This is a genomic window from Endozoicomonas sp. ALB032 (assembly GCF_049310125.1).
Lineage (GTDB): Bacteria > Pseudomonadota > Gammaproteobacteria > Pseudomonadales > Endozoicomonadaceae > Endozoicomonas_A.
The window spans coordinates 769,541-792,915 of sequence record NZ_JBLYNW010000001.1 but is presented as its reverse complement, the minus strand read 5'-3'; the positions used below and the strand labels follow the sequence as shown (position 1 = coordinate 792,915).

Annotated in this window: 3 protein-coding genes; all 3 read left to right on the top strand. The window is 49.5% G+C overall.

Features of this window, described 5'->3' with window-relative positions:
- Nucleotides 1-64: 64 nt before the first annotated feature.
- The 3 genes from ACO6VG_RS02160 to ACO6VG_RS02150 all read left to right on the top strand — a co-directional run bounded on the left by ACO6VG_RS02160 (nt 65) and on the right by ACO6VG_RS02150 (nt 23,281).
- Nucleotides 65-7,621 carry an AAA family ATPase gene (locus ACO6VG_RS02160; RefSeq protein ID WP_422472485.1) on the top strand — a complete coding sequence of 2,519 codons (7,557 nt, stop codon included), beginning with the start codon at nt 65-67 and terminating at the stop codon, nt 7,619-7,621.
- A 150-nt stretch (nt 7,622-7,771) separates the two neighbouring features.
- The gene (locus ACO6VG_RS02155; protein WP_422472483.1) at nt 7,772-15,487 is read left to right on the top strand and encodes an AAA family ATPase; all 7,716 of its coding nucleotides are present in this window, start codon (nt 7,772-7,774) and stop codon (nt 15,485-15,487) included.
- A 168-nt stretch (nt 15,488-15,655) separates the two neighbouring features.
- Nucleotides 15,656-23,281, top strand: coding sequence for an AAA family ATPase (locus ACO6VG_RS02150; RefSeq protein ID WP_422472481.1), 7,626 nt, complete (start codon nt 15,656-15,658; stop codon nt 23,279-23,281).
- Nucleotides 23,282-23,375: the final 94 nt, after the last annotated feature.

Sequence of the window (23,375 nt, the reverse complement as noted above, 5' to 3'; positions counted from 1 at the left end):
TCTAAAGGTCAAATAACTTAACAACTTCAATTCAGTTCTGCAGGTGGCAGTTGGGAGATTGGTTATGGATGGTCGTATCGGTGAGAAAATAAACAACAACCCCGTTCCTGGTTTTGCACTGTCTGAGAGTGGTGAAAAGAGCGGCGTGCCAGCCAGGAAAGCAGAGCTGGATTCATCATCAAAGAAAGCAAAAGCCTGTTCTTTTGTAACTCCTGAACTCAATAAACCCTTTCCTCCGAGGACGTTGCCTGACAGAGCGAGAAGCGTATCCCCAATAGATTCATCACTCCAAAAGGTCACTCATGCCTTCGATTTCCGTTTTGTCGCCAGTGATGATGAAGTTCGACAGCTTTTAGTTGCCCAGACCGGCGATGAACATCGGGAGGTCACTGTTATTTCCCATCCCGATGACCTCTCACAGGCTAATCTGGTGAGCCGGTTAAGCATTTCCGAAGAGGGTCGTCACACTCTGCGTTCAGGTAAGCTCTTTGAAGGTTCAAAGCCATTAACCCTGGTGATAGATATCCGAAAAATCACCAGCGAGAATCTGCCCAAATTTAACGATCTGCTGGACCCGGATAACCCCTGCCTGTACGACAAAGTCAGCCAGATGAAACGCCCTCTGGGAGAGCATGTTTCTTTATTAGTCCTGGCAGAGCCTAAACAGCTGGCATCGGTTGGCCAGCATGAAGAAGTGTCCGCAGTCGGCGCACCGGGGGCCGACGCACCGGGGGCTGATTTCTGGCGACGAGTTAATCGACCGGGCAATACCTGGCAGTTTGACGCACAGGCCGGCAATAACCCATCGATGGAGATCGACAAGGTTTCCTCCTTATTGCCTGAATTCACCCGTGCCAAAAGTACTATGGAAGACGACAATACCGTTTTAATTAACTGCCACTTGCACAGTCACTGGCGACAGTTACTGCTGGGTGGACCCGGAGTAGATAAACAGGGGCGAATCCAGCACATCCCAGGCAGGCTTGAATCATTGAAGGCCGGACAACGGGTCATTCTGAAAGGAACCAACTGGGAAGATCTGGCCTTTGAACAGACGATTCGACAAATGCTGGCGCAGAAGTGTTTTGAGAGCAATGGCAAGGTCTGTCCGTTACCCGACGATGTTCAGTTTTATCAGATGCCGGTTGGGTATAACGAGCTTTATTCGCTGTTCCAAAGTCTATCCCGTGCTCTTGACAAAGAAGGTGACAAAGAGCACGCATTACGCAAACCCATCATCATTAACCAGAGTAATATTGCCCAATGGCTGAGCCCTATTGCCATTGCACCGGAAGGCTATGCAGTCCCTAACACCCGACTGTTGGAACAGATTCGGACGGGGGGATCAGTCACCGTAACGTCACCCCTTACTGAGGCACTCTGGTTTCGCTTGCTCGGCTCACTGCAGATGATTCACGAGACCACCGGCCTGGAGCCCCGACTCCGGGTGACTGATTCAAAACATCAGCCGAAGGCCCTGGGTTTGGTAGAAAAGGATGAGGTCTCTCTGTCCTGCCCACAGGAAAAAACCAGAGATCACGCCCCGGTGAGTACCGTCACTTATCAGCAACCTGCCCAGGCCAGTCATTGGATCAGGAAGCAGCCGGATTCACCTCTGGTCATTCAGGTCAATGAACAGACCCGATTCAGCCAGCTATTTGATAATATCCATATCACCTCGGAACAAAAGGCCCATTTTGGACATCGTCAGACTGGGTTGCAGGAGGCACTAACCGCTGGCAAGCCGGTCGTATTCCGTGGGCTGGAGAGTAATCCAACGCTTCAGCAGCTTCTGGAACCCCTGATTATCAGGCAACCTCTGTTGGTGAATGGCCAATTGCAGGCCTATCCAAAAGCTCATATCAAAATACTCTGGCCTGAGTCTGCAAAAAGCATATCTTCAATATTTCATTCGATGGTCGCCAGGGGTGAGCCGTGCCCTGAGGTTGATCTCTGGGGTATCAGTGCCCGCAAGCATGGTATCGCCCGGACTGACCTGCCAGAACAAGCGCTTCACTCACTTTACCAAGCTTTTAAAACCATACCTGGCAACCTTTGTAGCCCTCTGCCAGAAATGACCGAAGGGCTGTTGAATAATCTGATACTGGCTGCCCGGCGGGCACAGCAGGTTGACCACTCCCTACAGCTCCTGCCCTGCCACTGGCGCAAGGCCATCAATAGCGTCATCACCCATGGCACCCGACAACATCCGTCCGTGCGTGATTTTATGAAAGTGGCCTGTTGGCACTTGTTACCGGACAGGGATCAAGCCGCCTCGTTAGACCCGGATCAGTTAGCTGCGATCATCAGTAGCGCCCCGCAATTGGATAGAAAGTTTGTCAGGCAGAACCTGTGGCCACTGGCCCGGGCCTTTGACCCGGCAGTCTTTAAAGGTATCGAATTACAACTGTCCTACAAAAGTCCATTTCCAGAGCAAGTTGAAAAAGAAGCTATGGACAGGCTCTGTGCCATGATCCTGGCCCACGCGCCTGAAAAACAACGGGATGCCATAGCCTATCAGCTGGCAGTCGATCCGGCGGCAACAAAGCCCTGGCAATCCTTAGCTATCGAGCCAACCAGACAGATTAAACGTTTACAAGATGCACTGGCTTCTGGCTGGCAGTTACCTTTGCACTCAGGGCAGACCCGATCCGATGCCATCCACGGCCTGGCCAGCGATTGTTTTGACATAGCCAGAACAGTGAGTTCTGAGACAGAAGGCATTGAACGTATAAAAAATCAGCTGTCTGAATCACTGAAATGGCAGGGTTCTGCTGATGAGCCCCTGTCTGCACTGGCCAGAGATCTTTATCATGGCGAGATGAGTCAGGAAGATCGTGAAAGCCGTCGTTTATCCCGGCTCCATGACCGGCTGACAGACTCTCCCGTTATCTTCCTTGAGGGGGAAACCGGAACCGGGAAAAGTTACTTTTCCGCCAAAATGGCCAAGGCTTCAGGACAGTCTGCGGTCATTTCCCTTGGACCTTCTGACAGTGAACAGACCCTGATGAAACGCTGGCAGTGGCAACAACAAGACAACGGCGACCGCTCTATGGCGCAGCAAAACCGGGCATTGATGGAATGGGTCAATACCAAATCCGACAAAGGCGGAGAATACATTACCCTGGTGCTGGATGAGGCTAACTTGGCCGAAGCCGGATTGCTGGCGTCACTGAACGGCTTATGGGAACCGGAACCCTGCATCTACGTAAATGGTCATCCTGTCAAAGTCAGCGAAAAACACCGGGTAATTCTCACCGGCAACCCCGATCATTACTCCGGGCGCCAAATGGACCCGACCCTGAAAGAGAAACTGCCCAAGGCTTACTACCCACGTCTGGATCAGGCTTTCCTTCGGGACAGAGTAGTAGAACCGGCTTTGCTCAATCATTTACAGCGCCACAAAATAAACGACATTGCACACAGGGCCAGCAAAAGTGTGATGGCACTGTGGCAATATTATCAGGAGCTGTTGCCCGACCATGAGTTTACCCCCAGGGATTTAACCGATATCTGCAGCTGGGTGGGTTGGTATCTGGATCGAGCGTTGTCCGAAGGCGACAGTGCCAGCTGTGAGCAAGTGAACAGTTTGATCCAGCAAAGTTTCCGGGATCTACTGGGTCCCGAAATCAGCGAGACTCAACAGGATGCCCTTTTAGCACTGGAAATCTGGTTTGCTGCCCACTACCACCCGGACAACACCCTGCGCGACAAAGTTCATAACCACACCCTGCCAGATATACAGCGGGACTTCGAAGCATTCACCAAAGAATTCCGACCTGAGTTTGATACCTCCGGATCGGCAGTCATTGATCTGGTGCAACATCTGGGACAGGATTTAAGCCGCTGTCAGCAGGCTTATCATCACGACAGAAAACACGGCGGCCGTCAGGCAACGCTGATTGAAGGCCCGGCTGGACGGGGTAAGGATGCCACGCTGAACCTGCTGATCAAAAGTGTTAAACAGCAAGCTGAAGAACGGGGAAAAACCATGCCAGAGGTCTTTCCCCTGAATGCCTGTGATTGTTCCTGGGAGCAACTGTGTGAAGTGATCCAGAAAGCAAAAGTAAAGGGCGGCATCGTAGTTATTTCGGAAATGAACCTGATCGACAGCCAGCATCTGGAAGGTGAGTTAAATGATATTCTGGCCGGTGACGCTCATCCGGGCTTCCACCTGTTTGCCACCATCAACCCGCCTGAATACAGTGGGCGAAAACCCTTATCACCGGCGCTGAAAGGACGTTTTCGGCATTTGCCGATCCGCCAGTATAACTCGGCAGAATTGCAGACCATTGCCGGGAAAGTGTTGCCAGACTCCCCAAAAGGGAAATTCGTCGCTAAACAGCTGACTGAAAAACATTGTCGTTTAAGGGCCTGCCTGCAACGGAAAGACCTGCCGTTACAGCCCACCAGTCGCGATTTACAGAATGTCGCCATGGCTGTCAAAAAAGGAGGCGATTTTAGCGAAAAAGCACTTCATCAATGCCTCAATCAGCACTACCGGCTTTACCTGATGGCCGCCAACCTGTCGCTGGAGGAACTGCCCGAATCATCGACTCTTGCCATGGATAAAAGGGCACTTGATTCCGGACTTTGCAAATGGTTCAACAAAACGCTACCGGACATTGATCGTCCGTGGTTGATACGACCCGGTAACCTCGACAGTATTGATGAAAAAAACCATGAAATTCGTGTTAAGGCTCGTCCGAATAAAGAGGAAGTCAAAGCGGAAATCATCAAGAAGGTGGCTCAGGCCAGATGGCAGGCATCCGGTCTTTCCCTGAGGCCGGATGAGTCGGACGATCTGCTCATCCAGGCAATCTACCGACACTGGCAGCAACGCTGGTTTGCACATAAGTTTTGCGAGACGGGTGTGGATGCTAATAGCGTATTTCCACTGACGCAAGCACAGGAACAAGCGTTGAAATTACCGGCTTCCCAGCCTTATCTTCGAGAGGCGGATCGGCGGATAGAGGCATGGAACTCTGACGCAGTTCAACTATGGCCTGCGTTCTGGCATCAGATAAGTAATCTGCCGAGCCATCAGGTTGACGATCATAGTAAAGAAGCTTTAGCGGTTGGTAATGATAACGCTCCTGAAAAATACCGTCCGAAAGCCCGCTCGAACCTGGCTAACACATTGAAATGGATAAAAAGCTATATAGACCCACCTTCCAGGAACCGGCCTGATCATCAGGCATTAGACCGGAGAACAAACAATAGAGGCCCTGTGAGTGGAACATCTCCTGTCAGCCAGCCTGATCATCAGACATTGGACCGGAGAACTATCGATAAGGGCCCGCTGAACAGAGCGTCCGGTCAGTCTGATCTTCTGGTATTGGACCGTACAACGAATTATGAGAAGCTGAAGCTGCCAGAAGTTAAAGACTATAACGTTTTTAATACACAGAAGTATCCTTCCTTTATGCATCGCTGGGAAGTATTGAATATTGATGTGACTGCCAAGGGTAATGTCGAAAAGGCCTTTCTTGGGGTGCAATGCCTTGAGGGGTTCGAAACCCTCACACCGGACCCGTTACCAGGACGTTACCACATGACACTAGCCAGCAATCAAACGATGGCAAGCATTTTGTTATCATCGAAAGCTAATCTTTTTTCATTGCCCAGCCTGACGTTTAACGACTACGTCGTTGCCCTGCGTATATCAACCGATTTGCCATTCACCCTGTTCAGGGATCGATATACCGGGCTTCACATAGTGCTGATTCCAAAGGCCAAAGCCCACCAGAAAATTAAATTTGATTATGTCGTAGAAACCAGAAAACCGGGCAGAAAAACAGCTCCGCAATCAACCCGACCAGAACGACCAACACAGCTTGACGCCCGGTGTTCAGAAGGTATGAAAACCATACTGGACCCACTGTTTATGACCATTAAAGAACAACCGACCGAAATACAAGAGCCTTTGCAGAAAATAAAAGACGCCAAAAACACTGAGCAACGAATTGAGGCGATCAGGGAATATTGCCGACAGTTTTCCGGTAAGGCTAAACCATCGAGACATGAGAATTTCTTTAAATTTCTGGTAACACAACGGCAAGGGGGCTGCCGTCATCGTGCGCCTGTTTTTGTTGCTTTTTGTCGTTATTTCGGGATTCCATCCCGGCAAGTGAATAGCCAAATCCACGCCTTTGCTGAATATTCCGTTGATGAAGGCCAAACCTGGGTGTCAGTGAATCTGGGCGGGGCGCCTGTCGAGAGAATAGATTTCAAACCTGACGTCCAGCCCAGTACCAATGTCAGTAGTACCAGCACTGAGTTAAAGAAGCATAAGGCTTTCCTGAAAGATTTCCTGAAAGGTGCTGATTTGTCACAACAGCAAACTCTGGCTAAAGCCTGTGATATGAGCCTTGAGGAACTGAACAAAGCCCTTGATAAAAACAGCGCATTGCCAGAAGCCAGGCTAATTATTTCCAACATAACCGGGAACCTTTGGGAGCAAAGAGATTTAATCAGTTTTTCCCTGGCTGTCTCAATAATAGTGTCGCTGGGGAAAGAGGTATTGGACAATTGCCAAGGGCAACAACTTAAACAAATATCGGAGGCGGTGATAGAAATATTGTACGACGGTGATGAAGGGCAGGTCATTGAACAACTCAAGTTACTCCATCCAAAAATAATTAATGAGGACGAACTGGACGCTATAAGTTGGTTTTTTTCAATGGTAGAAATACTGAAAGATAGTGACCTGACCAAGTCATCGGTTATTCGCTTTGCCCTTGAAGTCCTGAAATTGGGTTGGCTGGATCCAATGCTGGCCGATGAGTACTCTTCTATATACGCCCAAAATCATAACCTATTGGTGCGTCTGAAAAGCGTCGATGAACTCAAGGTTGAAGCCACTCATTGCCAGAAAAAGTGGTATAAACAGTTATTTTTCAGGGAAAAAAATAGTCAGTTATGGCAGAAAGCTTATGAAGACTTCCAACGGAGACAAGGCACCTCGTTCGTCGATCATTGTTATGATGGCTTTTCATCATTCCTTGAATATGAAATCACCAATCGACTCTTACAGAACGCCTGGACCGACACACCTGAGGGCATTCCCAATATAGAACGAATGCTGGCGCACCAGCCCGCTTTTCCGAATGTAACCTCAGGCAGGGGGAACCACCGTCCGTTGATTATCCTGGGGAAACCTTCCTGGCAGTTCGCACAGATTAATACTCATGTCGGATTCATGATTGATCAAAAAACCAGGGACAGGGGCAATCGGGAATTAAGTCGGAGAAAACGTGATTCATTACGCAACCAATCCGCGCTGGCGATCCAGAAGGCCTTCACTCATTATCTGTATCAATTGACAAACACAAATGGCGGCTGCTTAACCTATTGTTGGGCCGAGGCTTCCTTCGAATCGTGCTACGAGCGACACTCCTATGGTGCTCATGACCCATCCTCACCAGAAGAACTCTATGCCATGATGTCTGAAATTCAGAGCTCTGAAGACTTTGAGAACTCTCTGAATGATGACTACTTACGACAGGCACTCAACGCCGATAACGCACTGGTGCTCAGATCCCGTGAGCTGACAACTATTGCCAAAGAGTTTTTGCGCAGTGTGGATTTGTTTTCGCTTTGTAACCTGTTGAAAATCTGATTGCTGTCCGGTCATGATGAATTTTTCGAGATCGGTGATTGCCTTCAAGGGTCACGGCTGACTGTCAAAAAGGAACTTTCGTACTATCTAAAAGTCTAATAATTAAACAGCTTCAATTCAGTTCTTCAGATAGCAGTTGGGAGATTGACTATGGATGGTCGTATTGGTGAGAAAATAGACAACAACCCTGTTCCTGGTTTTGCCCTGTCTGAGAGTGGTGAAAAGAGCAGCGTGCCAATCAGGAAAGCAGAGCTGGATTCATCATCAAAGAAAGCAAAAGCCTGTTCTGTTGTAACTCCCGAACTCAATAACCCCTTTCCTTCGAGCACGTTGCCTGACAAAGCGAGAAGCGTATCCCCAATAGATTCATCACTCCAAAAGGCCCCTCATGCCTTCGATTTTCGTTTTGTCGCCAGCGATGATGAGGTTCGACAACTTTTAGTTGCCCAGACCAGCGATAAAAATCGGGATGTCACCCTTATTTCCCATCCCGATGACCTCTCACAGGCTAATCTGGTGACCCGGTTGAGCATTTCCAAAGCGGGTCGCCATACTCTGCGTTCAGGTAAGCTCTTTGAAAGTTCAAAGCCACTGACCCTGGTCATGGATATCCGAAAACTCACCGGTGATGAACTGCCCAAATTTAACGATCTGCTGGACCCGGATAACCCCTGCCTGTACGACAAAGTCAGCCAGAAGAAACGCCCTCTGGGTGAGCATGTTTCTCTATTAGTCGTGGCAGACCCTGCACAGTTGAAATTCGCTGGCCGACGTGAAGATGCGCCCGCAGCCCGCGCTCCGGGTGCTGATTTCTGGCGACGAATTAATCGACCGGGCAATACCTGGCAGTTCGACACTCAGACCGGCAATAGCCCATCGATGGAGATCGACAAGGTTCCCCCCTTATTGCCTGAATTCACCAGTGCCAAAAGTGCTATGGAAGACGACAATAGCATTTTAATTGATTGCCACTTGCACAGTCACTGGCGACAGTTACTGCTGGGTGGCCCCGGAGTGGACAAACAGGGGCGAATCCAGCACATCCCCGGCAGGCTTGAATCATTAAGGGCCGGACAGCGGGTGATTCTGAAAGGAGCCAACTGGGAAGATCTGGCCTTTGAACAGACGATTCGACAGATGCTGGCGCATAAGTGTTTTGAGAGCAATGGCAAGATCTGTCCATTACCCGACAATGTTCGGTTTTATCAGATGCCGATTGGGGATAACGAGCTTCGTTCACTGTTTTTCAGTCTGTCCCCTTCTCTTGAAAAAGAACAAGCATCACGCAACCCCATTATTATTAACCAGAGTAATATTGCCCAATGGCTGAGCCCCATTGCCATTACCCCGGAAGGCTATGCAACCCCTAACACCTGTCTGTTGGAACAGATTCGGGCGGGGGGATCAGTCACCGTAACGTCTCCCCTCACTGAGGCACTCTGGTTTCGCTTGCTGGGTTCACTGCAGACAATTCGTAAGACCACCGGCCTGCAGCCCCGACTTCAGGTGGCTGATTCAAAACATCAGCCGAAAGTCCTGGGATTGACAGAAAACGATGAGGTCTCTCTGTCCTGCCCACAGGAAAAAAACAAAGATCAGATCGGGTTCAGCACCCTCACTTATCAGCAATCTGCCCAGGCCAGTCATTGGATCAATAAGCAGCCGGACTCACCTCTGGTCATTCAGGTCAATGAACAGACCCGATTCAGCCAGCTATTTGATAATATCCATATCACCTCGGAACAAAAGGCCCATTTTGGACATCGCAAGACTGCGTTGCAGGAGGCATTAACCGCTGGCAAGCCGGTCGTATTCCGGGGGCTGGAGAGTAATCCAACGCTGCAGCAGCTTCTGGAACCCCTGATTATTGGGCAACCTCTGCTGGTGAATGGCCAGTTGCAAGACTATCCAAAAGCTCGTGTGACAATACTCTGGCCTGAGTCTGCAAAAAGCTCATCTTCTGTATGGAGCTCGATGGTTGCCAGGGGAAAATCCTGTCCTGCGTTCGATATCTGGGATATCAATGCCCGCAAGCATCGTATCTCACAGGCTGATCTGCCGAAACAAGTACTTCACTCCCTTTACGAAGCCTTTAAAACCGTACCTGGCAACCTTTGTAGCCCTCTGCCAGAAATGACCGAAGGGCTGTTGAATAATCTGATACTGGCTGCCCGGCAGGCACAGCAGGTTGACCACTCCCTGCAGCTCCTGCCCCGCCACTGGCGCAAGGCCATCAATAGCGTCATCACCCATGGCACCCGACAGCATCCGTCCGTGCGGGATTTTATGAAAGTGGCTTGTTGGCACTTGTTACGGGATAAGACGCTGGATGAGGATCAAACCGCCTCGGTAGACCCGGATCAGTTAGCTGCCATCATCAATAGCGCCCAACGTTTGGATAGAAAGTTTGTCAGGCAGAACCTGTGGCCACTGGCCCGAGCCTTTGACCCGGCAGTGTTTAAAGATGCCGAATTACAACTGTCCTATGAAAGTCCGTTTCCAAAGCAGGGGAAAAAAGACGTTATGGACAGGCTCTGTGCCATGATCCTGGCCCACGCGCCTGAAAAACAACGGGATGCTATAGCCTATCAGCTGGCAGTCGATCCGGCGGCAACAAAGCCCTGGCAATCCCTGGCCATCAAGCCAACCAGACAGATTAAACGTTTGCAAGATGCACTGGCTTCTGGCTGGCAGTTACTTCTGCCATCGGGGCAGACCCGATCCAATACCATTCACGCGCTGGCCACCGATTGTTTTCACATATCCAAAACAGCGAATGCGGAGGCAGAAGGCATTGAACGTATAAAACATCGACTCTCTGAATTACTGAAATGGCAGGGTTCCGCTGATGAGCCCCTGTCTGCACTGGCCAGGGATCTTTATTATGGCGAGATGAGTCAGGAAGATCGTGAAAGCCGTCGTTTATCCCGGCTCCATGACCGGATGACAGACTCTCCCGTTATATTCCTGCAGGGGGAAACCGGCACAGGGAAAAGTTACTTTTCTGCCAAATTGGCCAAGGCTTCGGGACAAGCTTCAGTCATTTCCCTTGGACCTTCCGACAGCGAACAGACCCTGATGAAACGCTGGCAGTGGCAACAACACGGCGATGGCGACCGCTCTATGGCGGAACAAAACCGGGCATTGATGGAATGGGCCAATACCAAATCCGACAAAGACGGAGAATACATTACCCTGGTGCTGGATGAGGCTAACTTGGCCGAAGCCGGATTGCTGGCGTCACTGAACGGCTTATGGGAACCGGAACCCTGCATCTACGTGAATGGTCATCCTGTCAAAGTCAGCGAAAAACACCGGGTAATTCTCACCGGCAACCCCGATCATTACTCCGGGCGCCAAATGGACCCGACCCTGAAAGAGAAACTGCCCAAGGCTTACTACCCACGTCTGGATCAGGCTTTCCTTCGGGACAGAGTAGTAGAACCGGCTTTGCTCAATCATTTACAGCGCCACAAAATAAACGACATTGCACACAGGGCCAGCAAAAGTGTGATGGCACTGTGGCAATATTATCAGGAGCTGTTGCCCGACCATGAGTTTACCCCCAGGGATTTAACCGATATCTGCAGCTGGGTGGGTTGGTATCTGGATCGAGCGTTGTCCGAAGGCGACAGTGCCAGCTGTGAGCAAGTGAACAGTTTGATCCAGCAAAGTTTCCGGGATCTACTGGGTCCCGAAATCAGCGAGACTCAACAGGATGCCCTTTCGGCACTGGAAATCTGGTTTGCTGCCCGCTACCAACCGGACCACACCCTGCGCGACAGAGTTCATAACCACACCTTGCCGGATATACAGCGGGACTTCGAAGCATTCACCAAAGAATTCCGACCTGAGTTTGATACCTCCGGATCGGCAGTCATTGATCTGGTGCAACGGCTGGGACAGGATTTAAGCCGCTGTCAGCAGGCTTATCATCACGACAGAAAACACGGCGGCCGTCAGGCAACGCTGATTGAAGGCCCGGCTGGGCGGGGTAAGGATGCCACGCTGAACCTGCTGATCAAAAGTGTTAAACAGCAAGCTGAAGAACGGGGAAAAACCATGCCAGAGGTCTTTCCCCTGAATGCCTGTGATTGTTCCTGGGAGCAACTGTGTGAAGTGATCCAGAAAGCAAAAGTAAAGGGCGGCATCGTAGTTATTTCGGAAATGAACCTGATCGACAGCCAACACCTGGAAGGTGAGTTAAACGATATTCTGGCCGGTGACGCTCATCCGGGCTTCCACCTGTTTGCCACCATCAACCCGCCTGAGTACAGCGGGCGAAAACCCTTATCACCGGCGCTGAAAGGACGTTTTCGGCATTTGCCAATCCGCCAGTATAACTCGGCAGAATTGCAGACCATTGCCGGGAAAGTGTTGCCAGACTCCCCAAAAGGGAAATCCGTCGCCAAACAGCTGACTGAAAAACATTGTCGTTTAAGAGCCTGCCTGCAACGGAAAAACCTGCCGTTACAGCCCACCAGTCGCGATTTACAGAATGTCGCCATGGCTGTCAAAAAAGGAGGCGATTTTAGCGAAAAAGCACTTCATCAATGCCTCAATCAGCACTACCGGCTTTACCTGATGGCGGCTAACCTGTCCCTTGAGGAACTGCCCGAATCATCGACTCTTGCCATGGCTAAAGGAGCACTTGATTCCCGACTTTGTAAATGGTTCAACAAAACGGTACCGAACATTGATCGTCCCTGGTTGATACGATCCGGTAACCTCGACAGTATTGATGAAAAAAACCATGAAATTCGTGTTAAGGATCGTCCGAATAAAGAGGAAATCAAAGCGAAAATCATCAAAAGGATGGCTCAGACCAAGTGGCAGGCATCCGGTCTTTCCCTGAAACCGGATGAGTCGGACGATGTACTCATCCAGGCACTCTACCGACACTGGCAGCAACGCTGGTTTGCACATAAGTTTTGCGAGACAGGCGTGGATGCTAATAGCGTATTTCCACTGACGGAAGAACAGCAACAAACATTGAAATTACCGGCTTCCCAGCCTTATCTTCAGGAAGCCGATCAGCGGATAGAGGCATGGAACTCCGATGCAGTTCAATTGTGGCCTGCGTTCTGGCATCAGATAAGTAATCTGTCGAGCCAACAGGTTGAGGATCATAGTAACGAAGCTTTAGCGGTTGGTAGTGATAAGGCTCCTGAAAAATACCGTCTGAAAGCCCGCTCGAAACTGGCTAAGTTATTAAAACGGAGAAAAAGCCTTAAAGGCCCGGAGAGCAGAACGCCTCCCAACAAAGAGCCTGATCCTCAGGCATTGAAACAGAGAAAGAACAATAAAGGCCCGGTGAGCAAAACATCTCCCGTCAGACAGCCTGATCCTCAGGCATTGAAACAGAGAAAGAACAATAAAGGCCCGGTGAGCAAAACATCTCCCGTCAGACAACCTGATCCTCAGGCATTGAAACAGGGAACGAACGGCAAAGGTCTGGTGAGCAAAACATCTCCCATCAAAGAGCCTGATCCTCAGGCATTGAAACAGAGAACGAACGATAAAGGCCCGATGAGCAGCACTCCTCCAACCGACCAGTCTCCTCCTGGGGTACTGGACAAAAGAACGAACTATGAGAATCTGGAGCTGCGACAAGTTAATCGTTATAAAATTTTTAAACCGCAAAACCAGCCTTCCCATATGTATCGCTCGGCGGTGTGGGATGTCAAAGTGAATGCCTGGGGTGATGTCGAACTGACCTTTCTTGAGGTTAAATACATTGAGGGTGTCGAAACTCTCAGACCGGATCCATTAACAGAGTGCGACCAGGAAGTGACCTTAGCCAGCAATCAAACGCTGGCAAGATTTTCGGTATCATTGTGTAAGGATCGTCTGGCAGTATTGCCCAGCCTGACGTTTAACGACTATATCGTTGCCTTGCGTATAAAACCCGGATTGTCATTTACGCTGGTCAGGGATCAATATACCGGGCTTCACATATTATGGATTCCGGAGGCCGAAGCCAACCAGAGTTTTGCCTTTGATTACGTCGTAGAACACAGAGAACCGGGCAGAAAAACACTTCCTGAAGAAGCCCGGCCAGAACGATTAACAAACCTTGACGCCCGGTGTTCAGAAGGTATGAAAAACGTACTGGGCAAAATGTTTATGACCATTAAAAAACAACCGACCGAAATACAGGTGCCTTTGCAGAAAATAAAAAACGCCAAAGACACAGAGCAACGAATTGAGGCGATCACGGAGTATTGCCAACACTTTTCCGGTAAAACCACACCAGCGAGCCATAAGAATTTCTTTAAATTTCTGGTAACTCAACGGCAAGGGAGCTGCCGTCACCGTACGCCTGTTTTTGTTGCTTTCTGTCGTTATTTCGGGATTCCATCCCGGATAGTGAATAGTGATATCCACAGCTTTGCTGAATATTCCGTGGATGAAGGTCAAACCTGGGTGCCTGTGGATCTCGGCGGTGCGCCCGTCGAGCAAACAGAGATCGAGTCTGTCTACCAGACCATCACAAATGTCAGTCATTCCAGCACTGAGTTAAAGAAGCATAAGGCTTTCCTGAAAGATCTCATGAAAGGTGCTGATTTGTCACAACAGCAAACTCTGGCTGAAGTCTGCGATATGAGCCGTGAGGAACTGAACCAGGCCCTTGAGACAGACAGTGCATTGCCAGAAGCTAAGCTAATTATTTCCAACATAATCGGGAACCTTTGGGAACAAAGAGATTTAATCAGTTTTTCCCTGGCCGTCTCAATCATCGTGTCGCTGGGGAAAGAAGCATCGGGCGATTACAAGAAGCAACTTGAACCGATATCGAAGGCAGTGAAACGAATAATATTGTACCGCGATGATAAACAGCGTGTCATTGAACAACTCAAGTTACTCCATTCAAAAATAATTAATCAGGATGACCTGAGCGCTCACCATTGGTGTTCCTCAATGGCAGGAATACTGGAAGGTAGCGACCTGACCAAGCCATCGGTTATTCGCTTTGCCCTTGAAGTCCTGAAATCGGGTTGGCTGGATCCAATCCTGAACGATGAGACATATATAAAAAACGCCGATAAACATCATAGGCTATTGGTGCGTCTGAAAAGCGTCGATGAGCTCAGGGTTGAAGCCACTCATTGCCTGAAAAAGTGGTATAAGCAGTTGTTCTTCAGGGAAAAAAATAGTCAGTTATGGCAGAAGACTTATGAAGACTTCCAACGGAGAAAAGGTACCTCGTTCGTCGATCATTGTTATGATGGGTTTTCATCATTCCTTGAATATGAAATTACCCATCGACTCTTAAAGAACGCCTGGACAGACGAACCTGAGGGCATTCCCAATATAGAACGAATGCTGGCGCAGCAGCCCGCTTTTCCGAGGTCAATCTCTGGCAGGGGGAACCATCGTCCGGTGATTATCCTGGGGAAACCTTCCTGGGAGTTCACATCGATTTACAAAAAGGCCGGAGATCTCTTGCAAAGTCAATATGCGGTCATTTTGAAACGTAATGGGATAAAAGACCCGCTGCTTTTAAATAAAGAATTCGAGGATTTGATTCAAAAGGCCTTCAGTCATTATCTGTATCAATTGACACACTCAAAAGGCGGCTGCTTAACCTATTGTTGGGCCGATGCTTACATCAAATGTTGCAACGAGAGATACTCCTATGGTGCTCATGATCCATCCTCACCAGAAGAGCTGTATGTCATGATGTCTGAAATTGACGGCTCTAAATGGTTTATGGACTCTCCATCCAGATTGTTTGTGGACTCTCTAAAGGGTGACTATTTACGGCAGGCACTCAACGCCGATAATGCACTGGTGCTCAAATCCGATGAGCTGACAATCATTGCCGAAGAGTTTCTGAACAGCGCTAATTTTGATTCGCTTTGAGGCGTGATGGATTTCTGGTAGTAGTCTGTTCATGATGAATTTTTCGAGATCGGTAATTACCTTCAATGATCACGGCTCACTGTCAAAAAGGAACTTTCGTATTGTCTAAAGGTCAACCCACTAAACAACTTCAATTTATTTCTTCAGATGACAGTTGGGAGATTGGCTGTGGATGGTCGTATTGGTGAGAAAATTGACAACAACCCTGTTTTTGATATTGGCCTGTCTGAGAGTGCTGAAAAGAGTGACATGCCAGCCATTAGAGCAGAGCAGGGTTTACCGTTAAAGATTACAAAGGTCAGCTCTGGTATCACCTCCAAACTCAATAAATCGTCACCTTCGACAACCTTTCCAGACAAAGCAAGAATCGTTTCCGCAACAGATTCCTCGCTCCAAAAGACCCCTTATGCCTTCGATTTTCGTTTTGTCGCCAGTGATGATGAGATTCGACAGCTTTTAGTTGCCCAGACCAGCGATAAAAATCGGGATGTCACCCTTATTTCCCATCCCGATGACCTCTCACAGGCTAATCTGGTGACCCGGTTGAGCATTTCCAGAGAGGGTCGCCACACTCTGCGTTCAGGCAAGCTCTTTGAAAGTTCAAAGCCATTAACCCTGATGATAGATATCCGAAACCTCACCGGTGATGAACTGCCCAAATTTAACGATCTGCTGGACCCTGATAACCCCTGCCTGTACAACAAAGTCAGCCAGAAGAAACGCCCTCTGGGAGAGCATGTTTCTCTATTAGTCGTGGCAGACCCTGCACAGTTGGAATTCGTTGGCCGACGCGAAGATGCGCCCGCAGTCGGCGCTCCGGGCGCTGATTTCTGGCGACGAATTAATCGACCGGGCAATACCTGGCAGTTCGACACTCAGACCGGCAATAACCCATCGATGGAGATCGACAAGGTTCCTCCCTTATTGCCTGAATTCACCAGTGCCAAAAGTGCTATGGAAGACGACAATAGCATTTTAATTGATTGCCACTTGCACAGTCACTGGCGACAGTTACTGCTGGGTGGACCCGGAGTGGACAAACAGGGGCGAATCCAGCACATCCCCGGCAGGCTTGAGTCATTAAGGGCCGATCAACGGGTCATTCTGAAAGGAGCCAACTGGGAAGATCTGGCCTTTGAACAGACGATTCGCCAGATGCTGACGCAGAAGTGCTTTGAGAGCAATGGCAAGATCTGTCCATTACCCGACAATGTTCAGTTTTATCAGATGCCGGTAGGGAATAACGAGCTTCGTTCACTGTTCCAAAGTCTGTACCCTTCACTTGACAAAGAACAAGCATCACGCAACCCCATCATCATCAACCAGAGTAATATTGCCCAATGGCTGAGTCCCATTGCCATTACCCCGGAAGGCTATGCAACCCCTAACACCTGTCTGTTGGAACAGATTCGGGCGGGGGGATCAGTCACCGTAACGTCTCCCCTCACTGAGGCGCTCTGGTTTCGCTTGCTGGGTTCACTGCAGGCGATTCGCGAGACCTCCGGCCTGGAGCCCCGACTTCAGGTGACTGATTCAAAACGTCAGCCGAAAGTCCTGGGATTGACAGAAAAGGACGAGGTCTCTCTGCCCTGCCCACAGGAAAAAAACAAAGATCAGATCGTGTTCAGTACCCTCACTTATCAGCAATCTGTCCAGGCCAGTCACTGGATCAATAAGCAGCTGGATTCACCTCTGGTCATTCAGGTCAGTGAACAGACCCGCTTCAGCCAGCTATTTGATAATATCCATATCACCTCGGAACAAAAGGCCCATTTTGGACATCGTCAAACTGCGTTGCAGGAGGCATTAACCGCTGGCAAGCCGGTCGTATTCAGGGGGCTGGAGAGTAATCCAACGCTTCAGCAGCTTCTGGAACCCCTGATTGTTGGGCAACCTCTGTTGCTGAATGGCCAGTTGCAAGACTATCCACAAGCTCGTGTGACAATACTCTGGCCTGAACCTGTGAAAAGCCCCTCTTCAATATTTCATGGGAGGGTCGCCATGGGTGAGCCGTGTCCTGAGGTCGATCTCTGGGATATCAATGCCCGCAAGTATGATATCGCCCGGACTGAACTGCCAGAACAAGCGCTTAAACAGCTTTACAAAGCCTTTAAAACCGTACCTGCCCACCTTTGTAGCCCTCTGCCTGAAATGACCGCAGGTTTGCTGAATAACCTCATAATGGCTGCCCGCCGGGCACAGCAGGTTGACCACTCCCTGCAGCTCCTGCCGCGCCAATGGCGCAAGGCCATTAATAGCGTCATCACCCACGGCACCCGACAGCATCCTTCAGTGCGGGATTTTATGAAAGTAGCTTGTTGGCACTTGTTACCGGATAAGACGCCGAACGAGGATCAAGCCGCCTCGGTAGACCCGGATCAGTTAGCTGCCATCATCAATAGCGCCCAACGTTTGGATAGAAAGTTTGTCAGGCAGAACCTGTGGCCACTGGCCCGAGCCTTTGACCCGGCCGTGTTTAAAGATGCCGAATTACAGCTGTCTTATGAAAGTCCGTTTCCAGAGCGGGGTGAAAAAAAAATTATGGACAGACTCTGTGCCATGATTCTGGCCCACGCGCCTGAAAAACAACGAGATGCTATAGCCTATCAGTTGGCCGTCGATCCGGCGGCAACAAAGCCCTGGCAATCCTTAGCCATTGAGCCAAGAAAACAGATTAAACGTTTGCAAGATGCACTGGCTTGTGGCTGGCGGTTACCTTTGCTACCGGGGCAGGCCACCCGATCCGATGCCATTCACGCCCTGGCCACCGATTGTTTTCACATTGCCAGAGGAGAATATGTCACAGAAAATTCTGCCGCAGAACGCATTGACCGCATAGAAAATCGACTCTCTGATTCACTGCAATGGCCGGGTTCTGCTGATAGGCCATTGTCAGCAATGGCCCGGGATCTTTATCACGGCGAGATGGGTCAGGAGGATCGTGAAAGCCGTCGATTATCCCGACTCCACGACCGGCTGACAGACTCTCCCGTTATATTCCTTGAGGGGGAAACCGGCACCGGGAAAAGCTACTTTTCAGCGAAGATGGCAAAGGCTTCAGGACAGTCTGCGGTCATTTCTCTTGGACCTTCTGACAGCGAACAGACCCTGATGAAACGCTGGCAGTGGCAACAACACGCCGACGGCGACCGCTCCATGGTGCAGCAAAACCGGGCATTGATGGAATGGGCCAATAGCGAATCTCACAAAGACGGAGAATACATCACCCTGGTGCTGGATGAGGCTAACCTGGCCGAAGCCGGATTGCTGGCGTCATTGAACGGCTTATGGGAACCGCAACCCTGCATCTATGTGAATGGTCATCCTGTTAAGGTCAGCGAAAAACACCGGGTGATTCTCACCGGTAACCCGGATCATTACGCCGGGCGCCAAATGGACCCGACCCTGAAAGAGAAACTGCCCAGGGCTTACTACCCACGTCTGGATCAGGCTTTCCTTCGGGACAGGGTGGTGGAACCGGCTTTGCTCAATCATTTACAACGGCATCAAATAAACGGTATTGCACATAAGGCCAGCAAGAGTTTGATGGCACTGTGGCAATATTATCAGGAGCTGCTGCCCGAGCATGAGTTTACTCCCAGGGATTTAACCGATATCTGTAGCTGGGTGGGCTGGTATCTGGATTGTGCGTTGTCCGAAGGCGACCGTGTTAGCTGTGAGCAAGTGAACAGTTTAATCCAGCAAAGTTTCCGGGATGTGTTGGGTCCCGAAATCAGCGAAACTCAACAGGATGCCCTTTCAGCACTGGAAATCTGGTTTGCTGCCCGTTACGAACTGGACAACACCCTGCGCGACAAAGTTCATAACCACACCCTGCCAGATATTCAGCGGGACTTCAAAGCATTCACCAAAGAATTCCGCCCTGAGTTTGATACCTCCGGATCGGCAGTCATTGATCTGGTGCAACATCTGGGACAGGATTTGAGCCGCGCTCAGCAAGCTTATCATCGCAAGATAAAACACGGCGGTCGTCAGGCAACGCTGATTGAAGGCCCAGCCGGACGGGGTAAAGATGCCACGCTGAGCCTGTTGATTGAAAGTGTCAGAAAGCAGGCTAAGCAACGGGGAGAGTCCATGCCGGAAGTTTTTCCCCTGAATGCCTGTGATTGTTCCTGGGACAAAGTGTGTGAAGCGATCCAGAAAGCAAAAGTAGAGGGCGGCATCGTAGTTATTTCGGAAATGAACCTGATCGACAGCCAGCATCTGGAAGGTGAGTTAAACGATATTCTGGCCGGAGACGCTCATCCGGGTTTCCACCTGTTCGCCACCATCAACCCACCTGAGTACAGCGGGCGAAAACCCTTATCACCGGCGCTGAAAGGACGTTTTCGACATTTGCCGATCCGCCAGTATAACTCGGCAGAATTGCAGACCATTGCCGGGAAAGTGTTGCCAGACTCCCCAAAAGGGAAATCCGTCGCCAAACAGCTGACTGAAAAACATTGTCGTTTAAGAGCCTGCCTGCAACGGAAAGACCTGCCGTTACAGCCCACCAGTCGCGATTTACAGGATGTCGCCATGGCTGTCAAAACAGGAGGCGATTTTAGCGAAAAAGCCCTTCATCAATGCTTCAATCAGCACTACCGGCTTTACCTGATGGCCGCCAACCTGTCGCTGGAGGAACTGCCCGAATCATCGACTCTTGCCATGGCTAAAGGAGCACTTGATGCCGGACTTTGCAAATGGTTCAACAAAACGCTACCGGACATTGATCGTCCCTGGTTGATACGACCCGGTAACCTCGACAGTATTGATGAAAAAAACCATGAAATTCGTGTTAAGGCTCGTCCGAATAAAGAGGAAGTCAAAGCGGAAATCATCAAGAGGGTGGCTCAGGCCAAGTGGCAGGCATCCGGTCTTTCCCTGAAACCGGATGAGTCGGACGATTTACTCATCCAGGCACTCTACCGACACTGGCAGCAACGCTGGTTTGCACATAAGTTTTGCGAGACAGGCGTGGATGCTAATAGCGTATTTCCACTGACGGAAGAACAGCAACAAACACTGAAATTACCGGCTTCCCAGCCTTATCTTCAGGAAGCCGATCAGCGGATAGAGGCATGGAACTCCGATGCAGTTCAATTGTGGCCTGCGTTCTGGCATCAGATAAGTAATCTGTCGAGCCAGCAGGTTGACGATCAAAGTAACGAAGCTTTAGCGGTTGGTAATGATAACGCTCCCGAAAAATACCGTCTGAAAGCCCGCTCGAAACTGGCTAAGGTATTAAAACGGAGAAAAGGCCATAAAGGCCCGGTGAGCGGAACATCTCCCATCAGACAGCCTGATCCTCAGGTATTAAAACGGAGAAAAGGCCATAAAGGCCCGGTAAGCGGAACGCCTCCCATCAAAGAGTCTGATCCCCAGGCATTGAAACAGAGAACGAACAATAAAGGTCTGGTGAGCAGAACATCTCCCATCAGACAGCCTGATCCTCAGGCATTGGACCGGAGCACGAACGATAAAGGCCGGGTGAGCAGCACTCCTCCAACCGACCAGTCTTCTCCTGCGTTATTGGACCAGATAACGAACTATGAGAATCTGGAGCTGCGACAAGTTAACGATTATAAAATTTTTAAACCGCATAACCAGCCTTCCCATATGTATCGCTCGGCGGTGTGGGATGTCAAAGTGACTGCCTGGGGTGATGTCGAACTGACCTTTCTTGAGGTTCAATACATTGAGGGTGTCGAAACTCTCAGTCCGGATCCATTAACAGAGTGCGACCAGGAAGTGACCTTAGCCAGCAATCAAGCGCTGGCAGCCTTTGGAGGACCATTGACGAAGGATCGTCTAATTGTATTGCCCGGCCTGACGTTTAACGACTATATCGTTGCCTTGCGTATATTACCCGGTTTGTCATTTACCCTGGTCAGGGATCGATATACCGGGCTTCACATATTATTGATTCCGCAGGCCGAAGACAGGCAACACTTTAACTTTACTTATGTCGTAGAACACAGAGATCCGGGCAAAAAAACACCTCCTGAAGAAGCCCGGCCAGAACGATTAACAAGCCTTGACGCCCGGTGTTCAGAAGGTATGAAAACCGTACTGAACAAACTGTTTAAGACCATTAAAAAACAACCGACCGAAATACAGGTGCCTTTGCAGAAAATAAAAAACGCCAAAGACACAGAGCAACGAATTGAGGCGATCACGGAGTATTGCCAACAGTTTTCCGGTAAAACCACACCAGCGAGCCATAAGAATTTCTTTAAATTTCTGGTAACTCAACGGCAAGGGAGCTGCCGTCATCGTACGCCTGTTTTTGTTGCTTTTTGTCGTTATTTCGGGATTCCATCCCGGATAGTGAATAGCCAAATCCACAGCTTTGCTGAATATTCCGTGGATGAAGGTCAAACCTGGGTGCCTGTGGATCTCGGCGGTGCGTCCGTCGAGCAAACAGAGATCGAGTCTGTCTACCAGACCATCACAAATATCAGTCATTCCAGCACTGAGTTAAAGAAGCATAAGGCTTTCCTGAAAGATCTCATGAAAGGTGCTGATTTGTCACAACAGCAAACTCTGGCTGAAGTCTGCGATATGAGCCGTGAGGAACTGAACCAGGCCCTTGAGACAGACAGTGCATTGCCAGAAGCTAAGCTAATTATTTCCAACATAATCGGGAACCTTTGGGAGAAAAGAGACTTAATCAGTTTTTCCCTGGCCGTCTCAATCATCGTGTCGCTGGGGAAAGAAGCATCGGGCGATTACAAGAAGCAACTTAAACCGATATCGGAGCCAGTAAAAAAAATATTGTCCGACGGTGATGAAGGGCAGGTCATTGAACAACTCAAACTACTCCATCCAAAAATAATTAATCAGGACGACCTGAGCGCTCACTATTGGTTTTCTTCAATGATAGCAATACTGAAAGACAGTGACCTGACCAGGCCATCGTTTAATCGCTTTGCCCTTGAAGTCCTGAAATCGGGTTGGCTGGATCCAATGCTGACCGATGAGTACTCCATTATATGCGCCCAACATCATGACCTATTGGTCCGTCTGAAAAGCGTCGATGAGCTCAGGGTTGAAGCCACTCATTGCCTGAAAAAATGGTATAAGCAGTTGTTCTTCAGGGAAAAAAATACTCAGTTATGGCAGAAGGCTTATGAAGACTTCCAACGCAGAGAAGGCACCTCGTTCGTCGATCATTACGATGGGTTTTCATCATTCCTTGAATATGAAATTACCCATCGACTCTTAAAGAACGCCTGGACGGACGAACCTGAAGGCATTCCCAATATAGAACGAATGCTAGCGCAGCAGCCCGCTTTTCCGAGGTCAGTCTCTGGCAGGGGGAACCATCGTCCGGTGATTATTCTGGGGAAACCTTCCTGGAAGTACACATCGATTAAAAAAAAGGCCATAGAGCTGTTTTATAATCGATATGCGCAAATGTTGAGACGTAGTGGATTAGAATCAGGAGCTCTGGAGTATTTAGAAAACAAATGCCTGGAGTTGATTAAGCTGGCCTTCAGTCATTATCTGTATCAATTGACACACACAAAAGGCGGCTGCTTAACCTATTGTTGGACCGAAGCTTTCATCGACTGTTGCAAAGAGCCACACTCCTATGGTGCTCATGATCCATCTTCACCAGAAGAACTCTATGCCATGATGTCTGAAATTCAGAGCTCTGAATCTCTTGAGAACTCTCTAAAGGATGACTACTTACGGCAGGTACTCAACGCCGATAACGCACTGGTGCTCAAATCCCGTGAGCTGACAACCATTGCCAAAGAGTTTTTGGACAGCGTGGATTTAGTATGAATTTTTCGAGATCGGTGATTGCCTTCAAGCGTCACGGCTGACTGTCAAAAATGAACTTTCATACTATCTAAAGGTCAAACTACCAAACAACTTC